This is a genomic window from Scytonema hofmannii PCC 7110 (genome assembly GCF_000346485.2).
Taxonomy (GTDB): Bacteria; Cyanobacteriota; Cyanobacteriia; order Cyanobacteriales; family Nostocaceae; genus Scytonema; species Scytonema hofmannii.
Genome location: NZ_KQ976354.1, coordinates 8759331 through 8776811, shown reverse-complemented (window position 1 = coordinate 8776811; position 17481 = coordinate 8759331). Strand labels below are relative to the sequence as shown.

Here is a 17481-nt window from a genome sequence, read left to right as displayed (position 1 = left end):
TCAGAATAAACGCTTTTTCTGAGCAGGTGGTTCCATAGCAGCTGCTTGTTCCAGTTCTTGCCGCAACGCTACAACAAGTTGAGAAAGTCGTTCAACTTGAGCTAGACTGTCTTTGATTCCAGCCCGAAAAATTTGTTCAATCTCGCGGCACAAACGCGAGGCTTTAGCAAAACCAAAGCTCGCAAGCGATCCAATCAGCAGGTGCGCTTCTTGCTGTGCTTGTTGCCCCTGTTCTTCAGTTAGCGTACCCGCAACCAGGTTCGTAATAGCTTGTTCTAAGATCGTGACATGAGCGCTGTACTTGGGTTTAAATCGCTGCCAAATGGCAGCCAATGCCGACGAGATTTCTGGCTGAGGATCGTCTGCTACAGTTTGGGAGTGAACCGTTGCCGTTGCCTGATTCTTAACTTCATCTTCTCCTAATTTGAACCGATACCCTAGTCCGTAAACTGTTTCAATCAATCCATCCGCCTCAGCTTTCTTAAGTTTCTGCCGTAAACCCTTGATATGTGCTCTAACAGTATTCTCGAAACGGATCTCTTCAGCTGCCCAGAGATAATCGAGCAGGTATTTTTGGCTAAATATCCGGTGGCTATTACGCAAAAGCAGTTCTAGTATAGCATATTCCTTAGCAGTCAAATGCAAAAGTTGTCCATCGCAAGTCACCCTACAGCTACTGGAGTCAAGCCTGATATTTCCCGCCTGTATGACTGAGGAGAGAACTGGAGTTCCTCGACGTATCAGAGCACGTATCCGAGCCAATAACTCATTGGTATCAAAAGGTTTGACAACATAATCATCAGCTCCTGCATCTAATCCAATGACTTTGCTAGTGCTACTGTCCAAAGCTGTCAACAGCATAACTGGGATGCTATCCCCGCGATCGCGTAGCTGTCTGCAAAACTTTAGACCATCCAGCTTTGGCAACATAACATCTAACCCACATTCCGCACTTCAAATTGAAGTACAAAAAAACTACAATCAACGTAAAAGTCAAACAATTAGGATAATTAAGAAAAGAATATTGAACCAATCCGTGGCATAAAGAAAAATTATCAATTATCAAATATTTAACTGATAAAACAGGTTATTTAAGCACTAAAAATTGGAGGAATAATTATGATTTCCTCGGAAACTGAGAAATTTTTATTCACTCTCCATATACTGCTTAAATTAAGAAAGCAAATAATATTTTTGACAAGATGATGGCAGATTATTCAAAATAAAATGACGCTCTTCTGTTAAATTAACTATTTGACTAACACCGTTTAAAATTAAAATATGAATTCCTTGAAAACATTGAAATACCCACCTTAATGTAGGACTAAAAGTTAATTTTCCTAATTGATTTTTGATTCCCATCTTGACTCTTTTTAAGCTGTTTCTTAGTTGCCTTTGACCGAGATTATAAACTAATAAACACAGAGACATTAAAAATAACATCGTCTCTATTCTTTCAGGATTTTCTACAAAAAAACTATCAACAAAAAATAATGGGTCTTTCAGAAATCTAAATCCTCGTTCACATGATTGTTGATTTTTATAATTTCTCAGAATTTCTTCTGGCTCTAACTTATTCTCGTCTACTAAATTAGTTGCTAAAATAAACCTTCCTGCTTCTTTTCTTTGGATTTCTATCTCTTCTATTTTTTCATGAATGACTCCTGATATTTTATAAATAGTCTGATTCTCTTTTGATTGACTTTCAAAAATTTGAACATCTTTAATTTCAAATAGTTTCAATTTCTTATTAATGGCTTTTAGTCTGTATCTGGCTTGCTCCGGTGTTTCAAAATCTTCTTTTTTGAATGCTTTCAACTGCTTTTCAACTTTTTCTTTTTCTTTTTTTAGCTTTTTCTCTAGCTTTTCTAAATCACTAATTTTTCTGTTTTGACTTTCTACTATTAGCCATATTTGTTTAATTCCACCATAATTTACTATTTCTTCTTTCCATTTATATCCTTCTAAGTTTAGGGCTGCTCTTTTATCTCTTTCTTCTGGACTTATCTCTTCTATTTCTACAAACTTCACTAATCCCTGTGCTTTTTTAATTGTCATCGGTACTCTACTTATCCATTTTAGATGTTCAATTAATTGGAGATTTTCTTGACTATATAATGCGCTATCGCAGACCATAATACTTTCAAAATCTATTTGCTTTTTAAACTCTACTAAAATTTTTCCAAATACGGCTTTATCCGCTTCATTACCATCTCCCGCTCTCATTAATAATGGTATATCTCCATCACTACTCGTAATTAAATCTAAAATACATTGTTTCAAATCTGGTCTATGGTCACGAGAATATCCTTTGGTTACAATTATTGGTCTTTCTCTGCTTACTTCTTCTTTTTCCTGATTTTCTCCACTTTTATATTCTCCATGTAGATGAAATGATGTCGCATCCAGATGTGAATATTTTGTATTTATCTGAAATTTTTTAATCACTGATAATCCAATTTCTATAAACAGATTATTCAATCCATATTTATATAATTTATCCATGACTCTTCCCAGTTTATCGTCATTCATATAATCTTTTTTTACCTCTGAACCCAATAATATTTCGATTCCTTTATCTTCAAAAAACTGGCTAAATAAATATAAAGGTCTTGATACAAATCCTAATCCATTGATTAAAATTGCTTTCACCAATATTCCCGCTGAAATCTTCTCTCGGGTGTCTATTCCTAATTTAGAATTTATTATTTCAACTATTCCTATTTCGTCAATCAGCCCAGCTACTATTCCTAAGTGGTCGATATTCTTAATTTTCGCATCTGAGATTGGGAACATTTTTTACCTATCAAAGATTTTTGAGTTTTTCTGATTGTCCCATTTGAAATTAATCAATGTATATTTAGTTTTATCAAAAGCTGGAAATCAATTTTCTACTTTGCTTTTGCTTTATTTCTTCATGCCAACTCAATGCCGAACTACTGAAAAAATTCGTGTATTTTTATTTACCTGCATCTGAGAAGAATTATGTGACTCTCTGTACTACATTTTGAAGTGCGGAATGTGGGATCTAATAAAATCAAGTCATAAGTAAACGCTTCAACTAGGGACATTCCAGTCTGACCATCCATCGCCAAATCGACTACATAATGGCGATATATAAGAATATTTTTCAACACTTCAGCAGTCCCTTCATCATCCTCGACTAGCAGAATTTTCATAAATAACTATCGAGCGTTGTGATATGCACGTCACGTTCGTTGAAACACCTATCTAAAGGAAGATAATTAACCAGACTGAAGAGTCAAGTCTGTTACATGACTCGCAGTTTGATTGCAGTTGACTTCAGAAAGAGCGCCGCTTTTTTAAGCGCCTTCTTAATATTATCTACTGACTCATTCACAAAATCTTCACTTAATTTTTTTATATTTGTAGAAGAACTCTGAACTTACGAGCGAAATCGGCTTCGCTCTGCCTCCTTTCAGAATTCAGCACATCTGTAATCTGTACGACTGGATGATGAGTCATGAGTTTAAAATCCCGTCCCGCAAGTGGCACGAAAAAAATGTTAAAAAATTCTTTCTTCTCAAACCTCCATCCCCTGATACAGGGCTATTTTCTGAGTAAGCCTAGAGCTTTTACTGTTAACAAGATTGAAAGTTTTAAGCATAGTCAAAGAACTAGAAATTAGAGATTCAATATGCCTGACCAAATACGTAATGCCGAGAGCGCTCTTCAAGTATGGAGAGGTATTGACGCCGATAAAATTGAGGATCTTGAGGAGACAGTAGAGTTTTTACTGGAACAAATAGAGGGCTGGAAGCTAGAAATGCGTAACAAAAATTACGAACTGCAAGAGATAAAGCAAGAGTTGAGTTATTCAAATCAAGAATTATGCACTGCACTCAATTTAAAGCAGCTAACTATTAATGAGGCGATAGAATTAGCTAAAAAGTTGTTGGCAAGCGATAAACCTACCGAGGATGTTCTACTTGAATTACTCCTTGCTATCTATAGGGCTTGGTGAGTGAGTAGCAATAGGCAAAGTTTTTCAAGCGCTAAAATGCCATCCCAGTAATTGCAATCACCAACTATGAGGTAAAAATTAATATGCAAAATAGTTTTTGTAACTCGCATCCTAAAAATTACCAAATACCACAAAGTAATTCTCCCTCTCCTGTCTTTGATGGCTTGCGTGTACTTGTGGTAGATGATGATGCAAATAACCTGAATTTTCTGGAGATTATTTTTAAACAGTACCAGGCTCAGGTGAACACGGCAAGTTCAGTCGATGAAGCTATTGAAGTGATAGAAGAGTGGAAACCAGACATTCTAATCAGCGATATCAGTATGCCAAACAAGGATGGCTATTCGCTAATTCGCTCTATTAGAATCAAAGAAGCAGAGGTTGGTGGGTTTCTTCCCGCCGTTGCTATTACAGGTTGTGTGTTTCCAGAAAATCGTAGCCTAGCTTTCAATGCCGGGTTTCAGATGTTGATTATTAAGCCATTTGACTCTGAGGAGCTAGTTGCAGTTGTGGCAAAATTACTGGACGAACAGTTGAAGTCAAATCAATAAACGATAGAATCTGCCCCTCGAAACAACATAGGTATTATCCCAAATCCATTGCCCCTAATAATTAGCAACCATACAACCAATATCAATACAACCAGGTAACAGGATTTAACCTTAAGATGGACATAAATAAGGTAAAAATAGACAAATTTGTTCACCGGACACAGAAAATGTATCGGCGTTTAACGGATTTGTATCAAAGTGTAAACGCCGAACCTTTAATACCAGATGTGCTACCGCAAACTTTTGTGGAACTTGGTAACGCATCACAAATATTACAGTTAGCTACAGAAGAACTGTACCAGCAGAATGAGGAACTCATATATACACGCAATCTGGTAGAACTAGAACGTCAACGCTACCGGGATTTATTTGAGTTTATGCCCGATGCTTACTTACTGACTGATACTATCGGCATAATTCAAGAAGCCAACAGTGCTACTGTTAAGTTGCTCAACGCCTTGCCACAGTATCTAGTGGGCAAACCAATAAATAATTATGTGGCACTACAAGAGCGTCAGAGCTTTCGCAGCTTACTCACACAGCTATCCAATTCCGATAAGGTAACAGAGTTAGCCCTGCGCTTTAAAAAGCGCAATGGCGAGTTGTTTGATGGCGCTTGTAGGGTGGGAGTTGTCTACAATCAGCAGGGTAAACCAATAGCGTTACGCTGGTTGGTACACGACATTAAAGAGCGCAATCCTGCCCAATTAACGCTCATCAACAATAAGTGCGACCTTAGTCAAAATCGCCTTCAGCATCAATATTCTAAGGGAGAAACTATCCCCCTTACAAACCAAGAAATTTGGTATGTTTGTCAGGGTTTGGTGAAGCTAACTACGCTTTGTGAAACAGCTGGAGAAGTACTGGTAGGATTGCTAACGTCAGGAATGGTTTTTGGCTCTCGGATGACCAAACTGCACATCTACACTGCAACAGCTATGTCAGATGTCAAGTTAAATAATATTAACTTGACAGAAATAGAAGCGAACCCGACTCTGAACCATATCCTTTCATCCAAAATCAATCAGCGGTTACAGCAGACAGAATCTCTTTTAGCTATTTCTGGACACCGACGCGTGCAAGAACGCTTGTACTATTTATTACATTTTCTTCAACAGGAATTAGGTACTCCAGTTGCTCAGGGAACTCGCCTAAGTTTTCGTCTGACTCATGAAGACCTTGCTAGCGCCTGTTGCACTACCAGAGTTACAATTACACGAATGATAAGCAAGTTACAACGAGAAGGAAAAATTAGTTTTGACTCCAAAAACCACATGATTCTAAAACTTAGTTGAACGCATACGAAGCACTGGGCGTCCCTGAACTATGGCGATATGAAGATGGCAAGCTACAAATAAATATCTTGCGGGATGGGAAATACGTAGAGTCTAAAATCAGCCCAATTTTTCCTAATTTGCCAATTTTTGAAGTCATTCCTCAGTTTGTTGAAGAAAGCAAAATTATCGGTAGAAGTTTGACATTAAGAAAGTTTCGGGAATGGATTGGCAAGGAAACTAATCCTAATGCCTGATTCTTAAATAGTACTCTATGTTAATAATTATAACAGCGTTCCATTTGCGGAATTAGGTGAGAAAGTAGCAAAGAGTGCCACTATGGAACAACGAACCGTTCTAATTATTGACGACTGTGCGGAAGATAGGGAGGTTTATCGCCGCTATTTGCTCCAAGACCATGAGTACCGCTACACGATTTTGGAAGAAGAATCAGGAAAAGGAGGATTGATGTTATGTCAGCAATTCAAACCCGATAGCATCCTGCTCAACTATGTGTTGCCTGACATGGATGGGCTGGGATTTCTGGCGCAACTGCAACAACAGACACAAGGAAATTTTCCGCCTGCGATTGTGCTTGCTGAACGGGGATATGAATCCGTTGTTATGCAGGCCATGAAAAAGGGTGTGCGGGATTATTTGGTAAAGGAGCAAATGACTGCGAGCGATTTACTGTTTGCCTTGAATCATGCTATGGAATATTCCCGGATGCAGGAAAGTCAGAAGTTGCTTCAAGAGATTACTAATACAACTCCTGGTATTTTATACGTTCATGACATTCTAGAACTGCACAATGTCTACATTAATCGACGGACGACTGAAGTTATTGGTTACACACCCCAACAAATTCAAGATATGGGTTCGGGTGTGCTTGAGGAGTTGATGCATCCTGAGGATTTGGTTCGACTCCCCGAACACTTCCAACGTTTTGACTTAGTTGAGGATGGTAAGATTGTAGAATTTGAGTATCGGATGCGACACGCCAATGGTGAATGGCGTTGGTTTTGCAGTCAAGAAACTGTATTTAAAAGAAACTCTGATGGTTCGGTGCAGCAGATTTTAGGTACAGCACTCGATATTACCAGGCACAAACGGGCAGAAGTTACGCTGAAACAGCAGTTGTTAAGGGAACAACTCGTCACCAAGATTGCCCAACACATTCGCCAATCTCTCAAGCTTGAAGAAATTTTCAAGACAACTGTAGATGAAGTGCGGCAGTTCCTTCAAACCGATCGCGTGCTCCTTTTTCGCCTAGAACCTGACGGAAGTGGCACTGTGGTTATGGAATCTGTCAGCCCCGACTGGTCTCCGATTCTATTAACTAACATTTTCGATCCTTGTTTTCGGGACAGTTGGGTCGATCCCTATCGATTGGGACTTGTGGTTGCAAAAACGGATATCTACAACGCAGGAATTGACCCGTGTCATGTTGAGTTACTGTCTCGGTTTCAAGTTAGAGCTAACTTAGTTGTTCCCGTGCTTCAAAAGGAGCAATTATGGGGGTTGCTCATTGCCCATCACTGTGCAGCCCCCCGACAATGGCATCAAATAGAAATAGATTTACTCAAGCAATTGGCAACTCAGGTTGGAATTGCTATCCAGCAAGCTACACTTCTTGAACAGGCTGAGTCAGCTAACCGTGCCAAAGATGAGTTTGTAGCAATGGTAACGCATGACTTACGAACTCCCTTAAATGCTGTCCTAGGTTGGACTCATTTACTACAGCGTCTTAAGTTGGATGAAGCAGGATTTGCTCGTGGTTTGGAATCTATTGAGCAAAGTGCTAGGTTTCAAGAAAAGTTGCTTGAAGATTTGCAGGATATCACACGTATTATCCAAGGGCAGTTGAAACTTCAAGTAAGTGAAGTCAATTTGGTGGATGTCATTCAAGCAGCGCTTGAAACTGCTTATCCCCTCGCCTACGATAAAAGTTTATGCATAGAATCTATACTTGACAATTCCATGGAGACTATTTCAGGCGATCCCAAGCGCTTACAGCAAGTTTTGGGCAATTTACTCTCTAATTCTATTAAATTTACGCCAGAGGGAGGCAGAATTGAAGTGCGGTTGGAGCAGGTTGATAGTTTTGCTCAAATTACGGTCAGCGATACGGGTTGCGGCATTAGTGCGGATTTTCTCCCTTGCGTATTCGAGCGTTATCAACAAGCTAACGGCGATCGCACCAGAGATGGCTTGGGGTTAGGGTTGGCGATCGCCCGTCACTTAATAGAAGCTCACAATGGAACAATAGAAGTTACTAGTCCCGGTCTTGGACAGGGTGCTACTTTTACCATTAAGCTACCTTTAGCTAGCAAAAAGGAATAGGGGCAATGAGTCAAGATCCACAAACTTGGTATATAGTCAAGCGTAATGTTGGCAATTGTGAAATAATCCCCAGTAGCCAAGCCAATGAAGAAAACAATTTAGAAATTCTTGAAAAATGGGGACCGTTTGAATCTCAAGGAGAAGCGATCGCTCGTCGTGTAGGTCTGATTAGATCGGGGAAATGTCAACCTGTTTAAGATTATTAATTGCGGGCGAGGACGCCCGCACCACAAGAAATTTTGGGGATATTTTTTATTTCATGAAAGCTAATCACGGGAAAATCCCACAACCAAACATGAAAACCCCTCTTCCCCCACTCCCTACTCCCCACTCCCTACTCCCTTTTTCAAGCTAGAGGTAGTTGACAATTTATGTTCCTGCTCTAGGATTACCTTTTTGAGCAATTTCTTTACCTAACACTTCCACTGCTTTAGCAAACTGAGGGTCTTGTAGAGTTCCTACTTTTTCACGTTCGCCAAGCCACAAATCCTGTCGTTGTTTATCATTTAAATCTACAACCACATCTGGGTGAATACCCGATTTATTAATATCCTTACCACTGGGGGTAAAATACTTAGCGATTGTGACAGCGATTCCCGAACCATCATCCAGAGGACGAACAGATTGTACCAAGCCTTTACCAAAGGTTTGACTACCAACTAGTACAGCACGCTTGTTATCTTGTAAAGCGCCTGAAAGAATTTCACTAGCACTGGCTGAACCTTTGTCTACCAAAATCACCAATGGTTTGGTAGTTAAAGCACGTCCATTAGCGGTTTCTCGTTCTACTTCTGCATAGCGATCCTTAGTGGAGACGATTGTACCGTTATTCAACCACATTCGAGCAATTTCTACACTTGAGAAAAGCAATCCACCAGGATTATTTCGTAAATCTAGAATATACCCAGCAACTTGTTTGTTTTCTAAAGTCCTAATTGCCAGTTGCATTTCCTTAGAGGCGTTGGCGCTGAACTGCTTCAGCCGGATGTAACCAACATTACCTACCCGAGTTTGTTTTGTAGTCGCTTCTACGGGATGAATTTCAATTTTTGCCCGTGTAATTTTAAAATCTTTTGACTGATTGTTGCGGAGAACTGTCAAGCTAACTGCTGTTCCTGGTTCACCTCGGATCAAGGATACTGCTTCGTTAGTATCCATACCTTCTGTGCTTTTTCCGTTTATTTTGGTAATGATATCTTTTGCCAAGATCCCCGCTTTAGCTGCTGGCGTATCTTCGATTGGAGCAATGACAGTCAGTTTTTTGGTTTTTTCATCCATACCAATTTGGATACCAATACCTGTCAGTTCTCCAGAAGTATCCACCTGCATATTTTTGAATTCCTCTGGGTCCATAAACCGGGTATACGGGTCATCCAGCCTTTTCAGCATTTCCCGGATGGACTTGTAAGCTTCTTGCTTATTGGTATATGACTTGTTTAAGTACTCCTTACGAACAGCCTGCCAATCTACCTGATTGAAAGTACCGTCTACATATTGGCGTTGAATGATTTGCCAAACTTCATCTACTAATTCCTTTGGACTTTCTTTAAATAAAGCCTGTCCCTGCGAGTGAATGCCGAGGCTAGTGACTGCAATTGTAGCTAATGTCACCGCCGTAGCTCCCAAAACAAGCCCACTTCTTGTAATCACCATAATGACAGCTGCGCCAGACGGAAAATTTTGTATATTTCAGTATGCTCAATCTAACACAGGGTTCCTCTGTACAGAGTGAACATAATTGCTTATTTCAGAAAAATCCTTTGCAATCCGGCGACCGAGGCTGTCGCCGGTACAAAACTTGTTGAAAACTTTAAGGATCTACCCAGCGTCCATCAGCCTTAATTAAGTCAATCAATTCTTCTACTCCTTTATCTTCAGGAACTTTTTTGATTTCTTCTCTCCCTCTATAGAGAGAAATATAACCAGGTGTTTTACCCACATAACCATAGTCAGCATCAGCCATTTCTCCAGGGCCATTGACAATACAGCCCATAACGGCTATGTCTAACCCGGTTAGATGTTTGGTTGCTTCCCGCACTTGATGGAGAACTTCTTCCAAGTTAAACAATGTACGCCCGCAAGAAGGACAAGCGACGTACTCCACCATTGTCTTCCGCAATCCCAAAGCTTGTAAAATACTATAGCAGACAGGAATTTCTTTTTCTGGTGCTTCCGTTAAGGATACGCGAATCGTATCGCCAATACCATCAGTTAAAAGTGTCGCAATACCAGCTGTAGATTTGATGCGCCCGTATTCTCCATCCCCTGCTTCCGTTACACCTAAATGGAGGGGATAATCCATATCTAGTTCATCCATCCGCTTTGCCATGAGGCGATAAGCTGCTACCATCACAGGCACGCGTGATGCTTTCATGGAAATGACTATGTGATGAAAGTCTAAAGATTCACAAATGCGAATAAATTCTATGGCTGATTGCACCATACCTTCTGGAGTATCGCCATAGGTAAACAGCATCCTTTCAGCCAAAGAACCATGATTTACCCCAATTCGCATGGCTTTGCCTTGATCTCGTAGAGAAATCACCAGTGGTGCTAGAGTTTCACGAATTTTTTCGCCAATTTCGTCAAATTCTGTGGGAGTGTACTCAGTTCTCTTGGGGTTTGGCTTTTCAAAAACATACAACCCTGGATTAATCCGTACCTTCTCTATATGTTGGGCAACTTCCAAGGCAATCTTCATCCCATTGTGATGTACGTCAGCGATTATCGGTACATCTTGGTATGTTTTGATTAACTTTTGTTTAATATCAGCTAGCGCTTTAGCATGAGCCATACTAGGGACGGTAACGCGCACGATTTCACAGCCAATTTCATGCAGGCGACGAATTGCTGCCACAGAACCATCTATATCTAAGGTATCTTCGTTAATCATTGACTGCACGACAACTGGGTAGCCACCTCCAATGGTGACATTGCCAACTTTTACAGGACGGGTTTTGCGCCGTTTGATCGTGGTGTCAAAGGTTGGTTGACTGTTGAGTGTGTTGGAATCTGTAAGTATTGGCAGAGTTTGCATAACTTAATAGAAGGGATTTTTGTAGCGGGAATATCAAATTTCAAAAGACTCTGCTTCTCAGATTGCCACAGGAGGGGCAAATTTGGTCATAAAGTTGGAGAAAAAAGCTAGAAATTGATGGCGAACTGCAACTGCTTGCATTTTTGCCTCAACATAATCAACAATATTAATCAGTTATGACAATCGAAATTCGTGAAAATTCTTAACTCTCAACGAGCGGTTGTAGATCTCAAAAAACTACAGGATTATTGTTTAAGTCCTAAACATTCACAGGGAAAGCATAAAGCACATGTTTTTGAGTCTGCTCTAAATCTGACTGCTGAAGATTCTGAAGAATTAAAAAATATTTTGCTTGTTGCTGTCCAAACCTATGACGCTACGCCTACTAAACAAAATGAATATGGTCAGTCTTACATAATAGACTTTACAATTACTAAAGCAGATAAACAAGCAGTAGTTCGCAGTGCTTGGATTATACGTCATGAAGAAGACTTTCCTAGACTTACAACTTGCTATGTTCTTTAGAAAGGTAACGGAACTATGAATAATGAGATGAAAATGCTTGATGTTGTAGCTTTAATAAAGGATGTACCTGAAGAAGGTGTATATCGAGGTCAAGTAGGTACTGTAGTGGAATTGTTAGCACCGAATGTTTTTGAGGTGGAATTTAGTGATAACTCAGGACGTACCTACGCAATGCTAACTCTAAAAGCTGAACATTTGATGGTTTTACATTATGAACCCATCAAAGTTGCATAGTATTACAACGAGAGATTGCTAGCTTTTTAAAACCTTGCTGGGTAAAATTTCCGATTGAATCATGAACACCTCAATATCAACCCAACTACCAATTCCCCCTCACTTTAACCCCCAAAAAGTTGGTGAAGTCTGGCGAGTCCCCTACCAACAACGTGCGGAAGAAGCAAGAGATTGGGCAAAAAAACATAATATCCAACCAATTTATGAAGACACAACTCGAATTTGCCTACTCTTAATAGATGTACAAAATACATTTTGCCTTCCTGAGTTTGAATTATTTGTAGGTGGCAAATCTGGTAAAGGAGCTATTGATGATAATATCCGTTTGTGTGAGTTTATTTATCGCAACTTAAGTGCGATCACCACAATTGCACCTACAATGGATACTCACACAGCAATGCAAATTTTCCATCCTATTTTCTGGGTTAATCAAGCAGGAGAACATCCCATTCCCACTGCTACTAATATCACTCCAGTGGATATAGAAAAAGGAGTTTGGAAAGTCAACCCTGGAGTTGCTTACAGCCTTGGATACGAATATGAATTTCTTGAAAAACACGCCTACCACTACGTTCAACAGTTAAGCCAAGGTGGTAAATATCCACTGACAGTTTGGTCTTATCACTCCATGTTAGGTGGTATCGGTCATGCTTTAGTTTCTGCTGTAGAAGAAGCAATCTTTTTCCACTGTATTGCTCGTAACAGTCAAACTCAGTTTGAACTAAAAGGTAATAATCCTTTAACAGAAAATTATTCGGTCTTAAGCCCAGAAGTTTTAGACAGTTTTGATAAACGTCCCATTGCTCAAAAAAATACTCGTTTAGTTCAGCAATTGTTAAAATTTGATGCTGTGATTATTGCCGGACAAGCTAAAAGTCATTGTGTTGCTTGGACAATTGCGGATTTATTAACAGAAATCCAGCAGATAGATCCTAATTTAGCGAAAAAAGTTTATTTGCTAGAAGATTGTACTTCCCCTGTTGTTGTTCCTAATGTAGTAGATTATACAGAAGCCGCCGACGCAGCATTTGAACGATTTGCTGCTGCTGGTATGTATCTGATTAAATCAACTGATGCTATTTTTTAATTTGATAAGATTCCCGACAACTTCTGTGAAGTCGGGGATTTTGTTCCACCACTCAGAGGTTTTTGAGATCAAATGGCGAGTCATTCTTGAACAAGATCCAGAAACAAGCGATTGGGCTGCTTGGTGTCCAGAGCTACCTGGTTGTACTTCAGCTGGTGAAACGGAAGAACCGAATTTCCAAGAAATAAATTATTCCATCTTGTGGTACGGGCGTCTCGCCCGTCAGCAAGCGAGGGCGGGCGAGACGCCCGTACCACAAGAGATTGTTGGAGACTTTTTTATATGGAAGTCTCATAGAAAATAGAGCATAAATAATGAGAGGCAATCCAAAATCGTATTACCTTTGTAAATACCCACGTGGATCTTGAGCAGTCCAACCCAAGGAAGAACTGGAACGCACTTCAAAATGAAGGTGGGATTGGTTAATTGTAGGTGTTCCGGTTGTACCTACAGTCCCCACTAAATCTCCTTTTTTCACGGGTTGACCTGCAGAAACCTTGATGCTCTCAAGATGGGCATAGCGGCTTTGCAAACCACCACCGTGATTAATAATAACCAAATTACCATAAGTACCTTGTTCTTTGGCAAAAGCAACAGTCCCATCACCAATGGCTTGTACGGGAGTTCCTTTTTCTGCTAACAAATCTATACCACTGTGAAAAAACACTTCACCGTTGGTAGGATTCGTTTGCCAACCATAAGAGACTAACACTTTTGTAGTTTCTGGTAGTGGGTAACCGACTAATTTAATCGGAGTTAGAGGGGAATTTGGAGTATCCGTTATGACAGAACCGGGCGATCGCCTAGACGGGACAAACACAACTCTAGGATTTTTCTGACAACCATTCACTTCAAAAAGCGCATCCGGACGAATCTTATACCTTGCTGCGATTTGTCGCCAAGTTTGTCCGCGAGGGACTTCAACTACAATTCCGTTATAGGGAGGAATTTGAATTTCACTTCCAACAGTCAACTTGCTGTTTTGCAAGGCTGGATTCATGGCAATAATAGTTGTTGGGGTGAGATTGTAGCGTTGAGCTATACTTGCCAAAGTTTCACCTGCAGCCACAGGGTGACGTCTAAAGCGTTCTAATGCTGGGGTTTGGCAACCTGTCCCAGGTGTTTGTGCGGCGGAGGAGTTTGAATACGTATACACTACCCCAAAAATATTAGCGATTATTGTACTGAGAAACAGTAGACGATAAGGAAAAGTCATGTATATAAAGGAGGGACTCAATTCTAGATTTTAGACGGCAAAAGTGGATGAAAGGTTGTTGTTTGTCATTTGTCATTTGCCCACAACCATTCCCCATTCCCTATTCCCTATTCCCTATTCCCTAATCATTTATGAAATTATCCTTAAAGCAACTGACTCTTTATTTATCCCTACTATGTATTGGCGGCTGTGCAGGCTTACTAGGTAGTCTATACCTCCCGTCACAAAATCGCTTATTTCGTGAGTTAAGAAATGTAACAGTTTCTATGCCCTCAGAAACCGCAGTTTCAAATCCCGTTGGAGGGCAAGTTGGGGTTCCGAATGGTGATAACGTGAATTTTATTGCATCTGCTGTTCAAAGAACGGGACCCGCAGTGGTGCGAATTAATGCAACCCGCAAAGTAGCCAATCCCATCTCAAACGCCTTAAAAAATCCTCTCCTGCGGCGATTTTTTGGAGAGGAAGAACAACCATTCCCCAGCCAGCGAATAGAACGGGGTACGGGGTCTGGATTTATTTTGAGCAAAAACGGACGAATTCTCACAAATGCTCATGTAGTAGCAGACACAGATACCGTACAAGTGACTCTCAAGGACGGTCGAACTTATGAAGGTAAGGTGATTGGAGTTGATGGCGTGACAGATGTGGCTGTTGTCAAAATTTCAGCCAACGAGCTACCAACAGTGACATTAGGTCATTCACAAAATTTAATACCAGGGCAATGGGCGATCGCAATTGGCAATCCTCTAGGGTTAGATAATACGGTTACCATCGGCATTATTAGCGCCACAGAGCGTACCAGCGCTCAAGTTGGTGTACCTGATAAGCGAGTGAGCTTCATCCAAACTGATGCGGCGATTAACCCAGGTAATTCAGGTGGTCCTTTACTAAATGCTCAAGGAGAAGTCATCGGTGTAAATACTGCTATTCGCGCCGATGCACAAGGATTAGGTTTTGCCATTCCTATCGAAACGGCTGCCCGCATTGCGAATGAACTTTTCACCAAAGGACGCGTGCAACACCCCTTCTTGGGAATTGAAATGGTGGATTTAACTCCCACTAAACAACAGCAGCTCAATCAAGAGTACAACTTGAGCATTAAACAAAACTTTGGCGTGGCGATTAAGGGCGTTGTAGAAAACTCTCCGGCACAACGGGGGGGACTCCGTCCTGGGGATATGATTCAAAAGATCGGCGGTAAATCAGTCAAAACTGCTGCTCAATTACAGAGACAGGTAGAATCCAGTGCTGTCGGCGACACTCTAGAAATAGAAGTTAACCGTAACGGGAAGAATCAAATTCTGAAAATACAATTGGGTACTTATCCCCGTTAGCGGGACTGTTACTGGTCACTGGTCACTGGTCACTGGTCACTGACTAATGACCATTTGATAAATGATCTAACTGCATCCTCTGTTCCATTTGACGGAGGAAATACCCAGTCATCATGGCAGATGCCAAAAGTCCAGCCAGATTATCCCTGTCTGTTGTGATTTGCACGTTGAAATTTTCGGATGGTAACATCCCAACGAGCCCTTGGACGTTCTGCGAAATAATTTGTTTAATTTCAGGACTGACCGACTGGGCGACGCGTGCTAAAACTTCAGGCGGCTGATGCTGCAAATACTTGAGCAACTTATTGGGATTATCCTCTAAGCCCTCATTCAGAAGTTGGCTGGGGTGTTCCTCAGGGTAGTCATTCAAAAAGTTTGGATCAAACACCATTGGCAAATTTTTTAGCTGAGTTGCTTATTCTACTCTAAACCATACTAGAAAGGACAGCCCTCTGTCAGGAGTACTACCATTCATTCTGAGGATAGAACTCCATTAATTTCAGGTTCTGCTTGCAGTTCTAGCTCTAGTTGTCTTTGCTTTTGATCGTTAAAGAATGGTTGGGGAAGTTGCTCAATTTGAAAATACTGGTGAAATTTTGAAGTCACTTGCAAGGAGAACGATCGCGACTCGCTGTCTCGGCGTTTTTTCACAAAACCGAGTTCAACCAGTTCTTGAACTTGTTGATATGCGCCTGAACCGCGCAAATTTATCAAGTCACTTTGAAGCATTGGGCTGTTTAAGGCAATTGCCGCCAAAGTCCGCAATGCCCCTACTCCCAATTCTACTGGAATGAGAGTTTGTACTAAATCGTGAAAATCAGATCGCAGTTGCAAGCTATAACCATCTGGAGTTTCTACGATTTCTAAAGCGCTATCTCGTCTGGCATATTCGTCAATAAGATCGATTATGCCTTCCTCTACTGTAGCGCGATCGCAGGCGGCATACTCGGCAAGTTCGCTGATAGACAGGGGCTTACCTTTTAAATAGAGAATTGCTTCTATTTTCGTCGCTGCATTCATTAGTCATCTACAAATGACAAAGGACAAAGGACAAATGACAAATGACAAACAACAAGTGTTTGGGAAACTACCATAATATCTAGCACAAGTCAAGACTTTTTCACTAAACCCGAAGTATCGTGTCCAAATTATTGTTATAACCTACTTCATCTCTCAATCAGCCTAGTTTTAAGAATGAATTCCGCAATTGCCAAATCCTGTGGGGTTGTCAGTTTCAAATTGGTTTCTTCTCCTTGGACGATCCGTACTTCAATGCCACATCTCTCAAACAATGCGGCATCGTCAGTGACTTCCCAACCCTGACGCACACCTTCAGCATGACACTGTTTTAATAAACTAACATCAAAACCTTGGGGAGTTTGTGCTGCCCACAGTTGCTCTCGGTTAGGAGTGCTTTGGATTATACCATTCGTTGCGACCACCTTAATGGTATCCTTAACTGGTATAGCAGCAATCAAACCAGGGCAATGGCGAATAGCTTCAGCACACCTATTAAGTAAGTCTGGTGTCACAAGACATCTAGCTCCATCATGAATCAAAACTTGTTTTGCAGATCTTGGTAACGCCAGCAACCCATTGTGAACCGATTCTTGACGGGTAGAACCTCCTTGAATCAGTTCCACAGGCTTAGTGAGATCTAAACTGGCAATAATCCTTTTAAAGTCTTGCCAATCATTGGGCTGGGAGATAATTCCCATCCATTCAATTTGATTTGCAGCCTCAGCCGCTAGGAGAGTCCAAGCAATGATAGGACGCGACTGTACCATCAGAAGGAGTTTATTACGGTTACTCCCCATTCTTTTTCCCGAACCCGCAGATGGAATTAGTAAATGCACAAGATTCCTCAATTTTAATATGGGCATGGGGCATGGGGC

The 17481-nt window shown here is 40.8% G+C and carries 20 protein-coding genes; 11 read left to right on the top strand and 9 right to left on the bottom strand.

All coding sequences use genetic code 11. From position 1 onward, the window contains the following. The 3 genes from WA1_RS37165 to WA1_RS37155 form a co-directional block, all read right to left on the bottom strand. Positions 1–930, bottom strand: coding sequence for a winged helix-turn-helix domain-containing protein (locus WA1_RS37165; protein ID WP_066613146.1), 930 nt, complete (start codon positions 928–930; stop codon positions 1–3). Positions 931–1173: 243 nt separating this feature from the next. Next, positions 1174–2796: an IS1634 family transposase gene (locus tag WA1_RS37160; RefSeq protein ID WP_017750193.1), complete on the bottom strand. Its 1623-nt coding sequence runs from the start codon at positions 2794–2796 to the stop codon at positions 1174–1176. 167 nt (positions 2797–2963) lie between these two features. After that, positions 2964–3179: a response regulator gene (locus tag WA1_RS37155; protein WP_066613144.1), complete on the bottom strand. Its 216-nt coding sequence runs from the start codon at positions 3177–3179 to the stop codon at positions 2964–2966. Between the two features lie 479 nt (positions 3180–3658). Between WA1_RS37155 and WA1_RS37150 the strand changes: the two genes are divergently transcribed. From WA1_RS37150 to WA1_RS37125, 6 genes are all read left to right on the top strand, one after another. Further along, on the top strand, positions 3659–3985 hold the full coding sequence (locus WA1_RS37150) for a hypothetical protein (protein ID WP_017746828.1): 327 nt from the start codon (positions 3659–3661) through the stop codon (positions 3983–3985). Positions 3986–4068: 83 nt separating this feature from the next. Further along, a complete protein-coding gene (locus tag WA1_RS37145) occupies positions 4069–4536 on the top strand; it encodes a response regulator (RefSeq protein ID WP_017746827.1) in 468 nt (155 codons plus the stop codon). 167 nt (positions 4537–4703) lie between these two features. Continuing rightward, positions 4704–5831 carry a helix-turn-helix domain-containing protein gene (locus WA1_RS37140; RefSeq protein ID WP_017746826.1) on the top strand — a complete coding sequence of 376 codons (1128 nt, stop codon included), beginning with the start codon at positions 4704–4706 and terminating at the stop codon, positions 5829–5831. Next, a complete protein-coding gene (locus tag WA1_RS37135; protein ID WP_017746825.1) occupies positions 5828–6067 on the top strand; it encodes a hypothetical protein in 240 nt (79 codons plus the stop codon). Before WA1_RS37140 ends, WA1_RS37135 begins: the two co-directional genes overlap by 4 nt. 82 nt (positions 6068–6149) lie before the next feature. Then, positions 6150–8153 carry an ATP-binding protein gene (locus WA1_RS37130; protein WP_017746824.1) on the top strand — a complete coding sequence of 668 codons (2004 nt, stop codon included), beginning with the start codon at positions 6150–6152 and terminating at the stop codon, positions 8151–8153. A gap of 5 nt (positions 8154–8158) precedes the next feature. Then, positions 8159–8350: a DDE transposase family protein gene (locus tag WA1_RS37125; protein ID WP_017746823.1), complete on the top strand. Its 192-nt coding sequence runs from the start codon at positions 8159–8161 to the stop codon at positions 8348–8350. Between the two features lie 172 nt (positions 8351–8522). On the opposite strand, the gene ctpC is transcribed toward WA1_RS37125, so the two are convergent. Both ctpC and ispG read right to left on the bottom strand, forming a co-directional pair. Further along, on the bottom strand, positions 8523–9806 hold the full coding sequence (gene ctpC / locus WA1_RS37120) for a carboxyl-terminal processing protease CtpC (protein ID WP_017746822.1): 1284 nt from the start codon (positions 9804–9806) through the stop codon (positions 8523–8525). Between the two features lie 157 nt (positions 9807–9963). Then, complete coding sequence (ispG, locus tag WA1_RS37115; RefSeq protein WP_017746821.1) at positions 9964–11190, bottom strand: (E)-4-hydroxy-3-methylbut-2-enyl-diphosphate synthase; 1227 nt, start codon at positions 11188–11190, stop codon at positions 9964–9966. Positions 11191–11382: 192 nt separating this feature from the next. On the opposite strand from ispG, the gene WA1_RS37110 reads away from it, so the two are divergent. The 4 genes from WA1_RS37110 (at position 11383) to WA1_RS37095 (ending at position 13340) form a co-directional block, all read left to right on the top strand. After that, entirely contained in the window at positions 11383–11715 is a 333-nt protein-coding gene (locus WA1_RS37110) for a DUF6883 domain-containing protein (protein WP_017746820.1), read from the top strand. 15 nt (positions 11716–11730) lie between these two features. After that, the gene (locus WA1_RS37105) at positions 11731–11949 is read left to right on the top strand and encodes a DUF4926 domain-containing protein (RefSeq protein WP_017746819.1); all 219 of its coding nucleotides are present in this window, start codon (positions 11731–11733) and stop codon (positions 11947–11949) included. Between the two features lie 61 nt (positions 11950–12010). Continuing rightward, positions 12011–13036 carry a cysteine hydrolase family protein gene (locus WA1_RS37100; protein WP_017746818.1) on the top strand — a complete coding sequence of 342 codons (1026 nt, stop codon included), beginning with the start codon at positions 12011–12013 and terminating at the stop codon, positions 13034–13036. Then, positions 13023–13340 (top strand): type II toxin-antitoxin system HicB family antitoxin, encoded by a 318-nt coding sequence (locus WA1_RS37095; RefSeq protein ID WP_017746817.1) that lies wholly within the window; start codon positions 13023–13025, stop codon positions 13338–13340. The genes WA1_RS37100 and WA1_RS37095 overlap by 14 nt, the downstream gene beginning before the upstream one ends. Positions 13341–13373: 33 nt before the next feature. On the opposite strand, the gene WA1_RS37090 is transcribed toward WA1_RS37095, so the two are convergent. Beyond that, positions 13374–14252: a LysM peptidoglycan-binding domain-containing M23 family metallopeptidase gene (locus WA1_RS37090; RefSeq protein ID WP_017746816.1), complete on the bottom strand. Its 879-nt coding sequence runs from the start codon at positions 14250–14252 to the stop codon at positions 13374–13376. Positions 14253–14383: 131 nt separating this feature from the next. Between WA1_RS37090 and WA1_RS37085 the strand changes: the two genes are divergently transcribed. Then, on the top strand, positions 14384–15586 hold the full coding sequence (locus WA1_RS37085; protein WP_026135042.1) for an HhoA/HhoB/HtrA family serine endopeptidase: 1203 nt from the start codon (positions 14384–14386) through the stop codon (positions 15584–15586). Positions 15587–15629: 43 nt separating this feature from the next. Here WA1_RS37085 and WA1_RS37080 read toward each other — a convergent pair whose 3' ends face one another. From WA1_RS37080 to ispD, 3 genes are all read right to left on the bottom strand, one after another. Then, entirely contained in the window at positions 15630–15977 is a 348-nt protein-coding gene (locus WA1_RS37080; protein ID WP_017746814.1) for a DUF760 domain-containing protein, read from the bottom strand. An 80-nt stretch (positions 15978–16057) separates the two neighbouring features. Continuing rightward, complete coding sequence (gene scpB, locus WA1_RS37075) at positions 16058–16606, bottom strand: SMC-Scp complex subunit ScpB (RefSeq protein WP_017746813.1); 549 nt, start codon at positions 16604–16606, stop codon at positions 16058–16060. Positions 16607–16752: 146 nt separating this feature from the next. After that, a complete protein-coding gene (ispD, locus tag WA1_RS37070; RefSeq protein ID WP_081403016.1) occupies positions 16753–17442 on the bottom strand; it encodes a 2-C-methyl-D-erythritol 4-phosphate cytidylyltransferase in 690 nt (229 codons plus the stop codon). Positions 17443–17481: the final 39 nt, after the last annotated feature.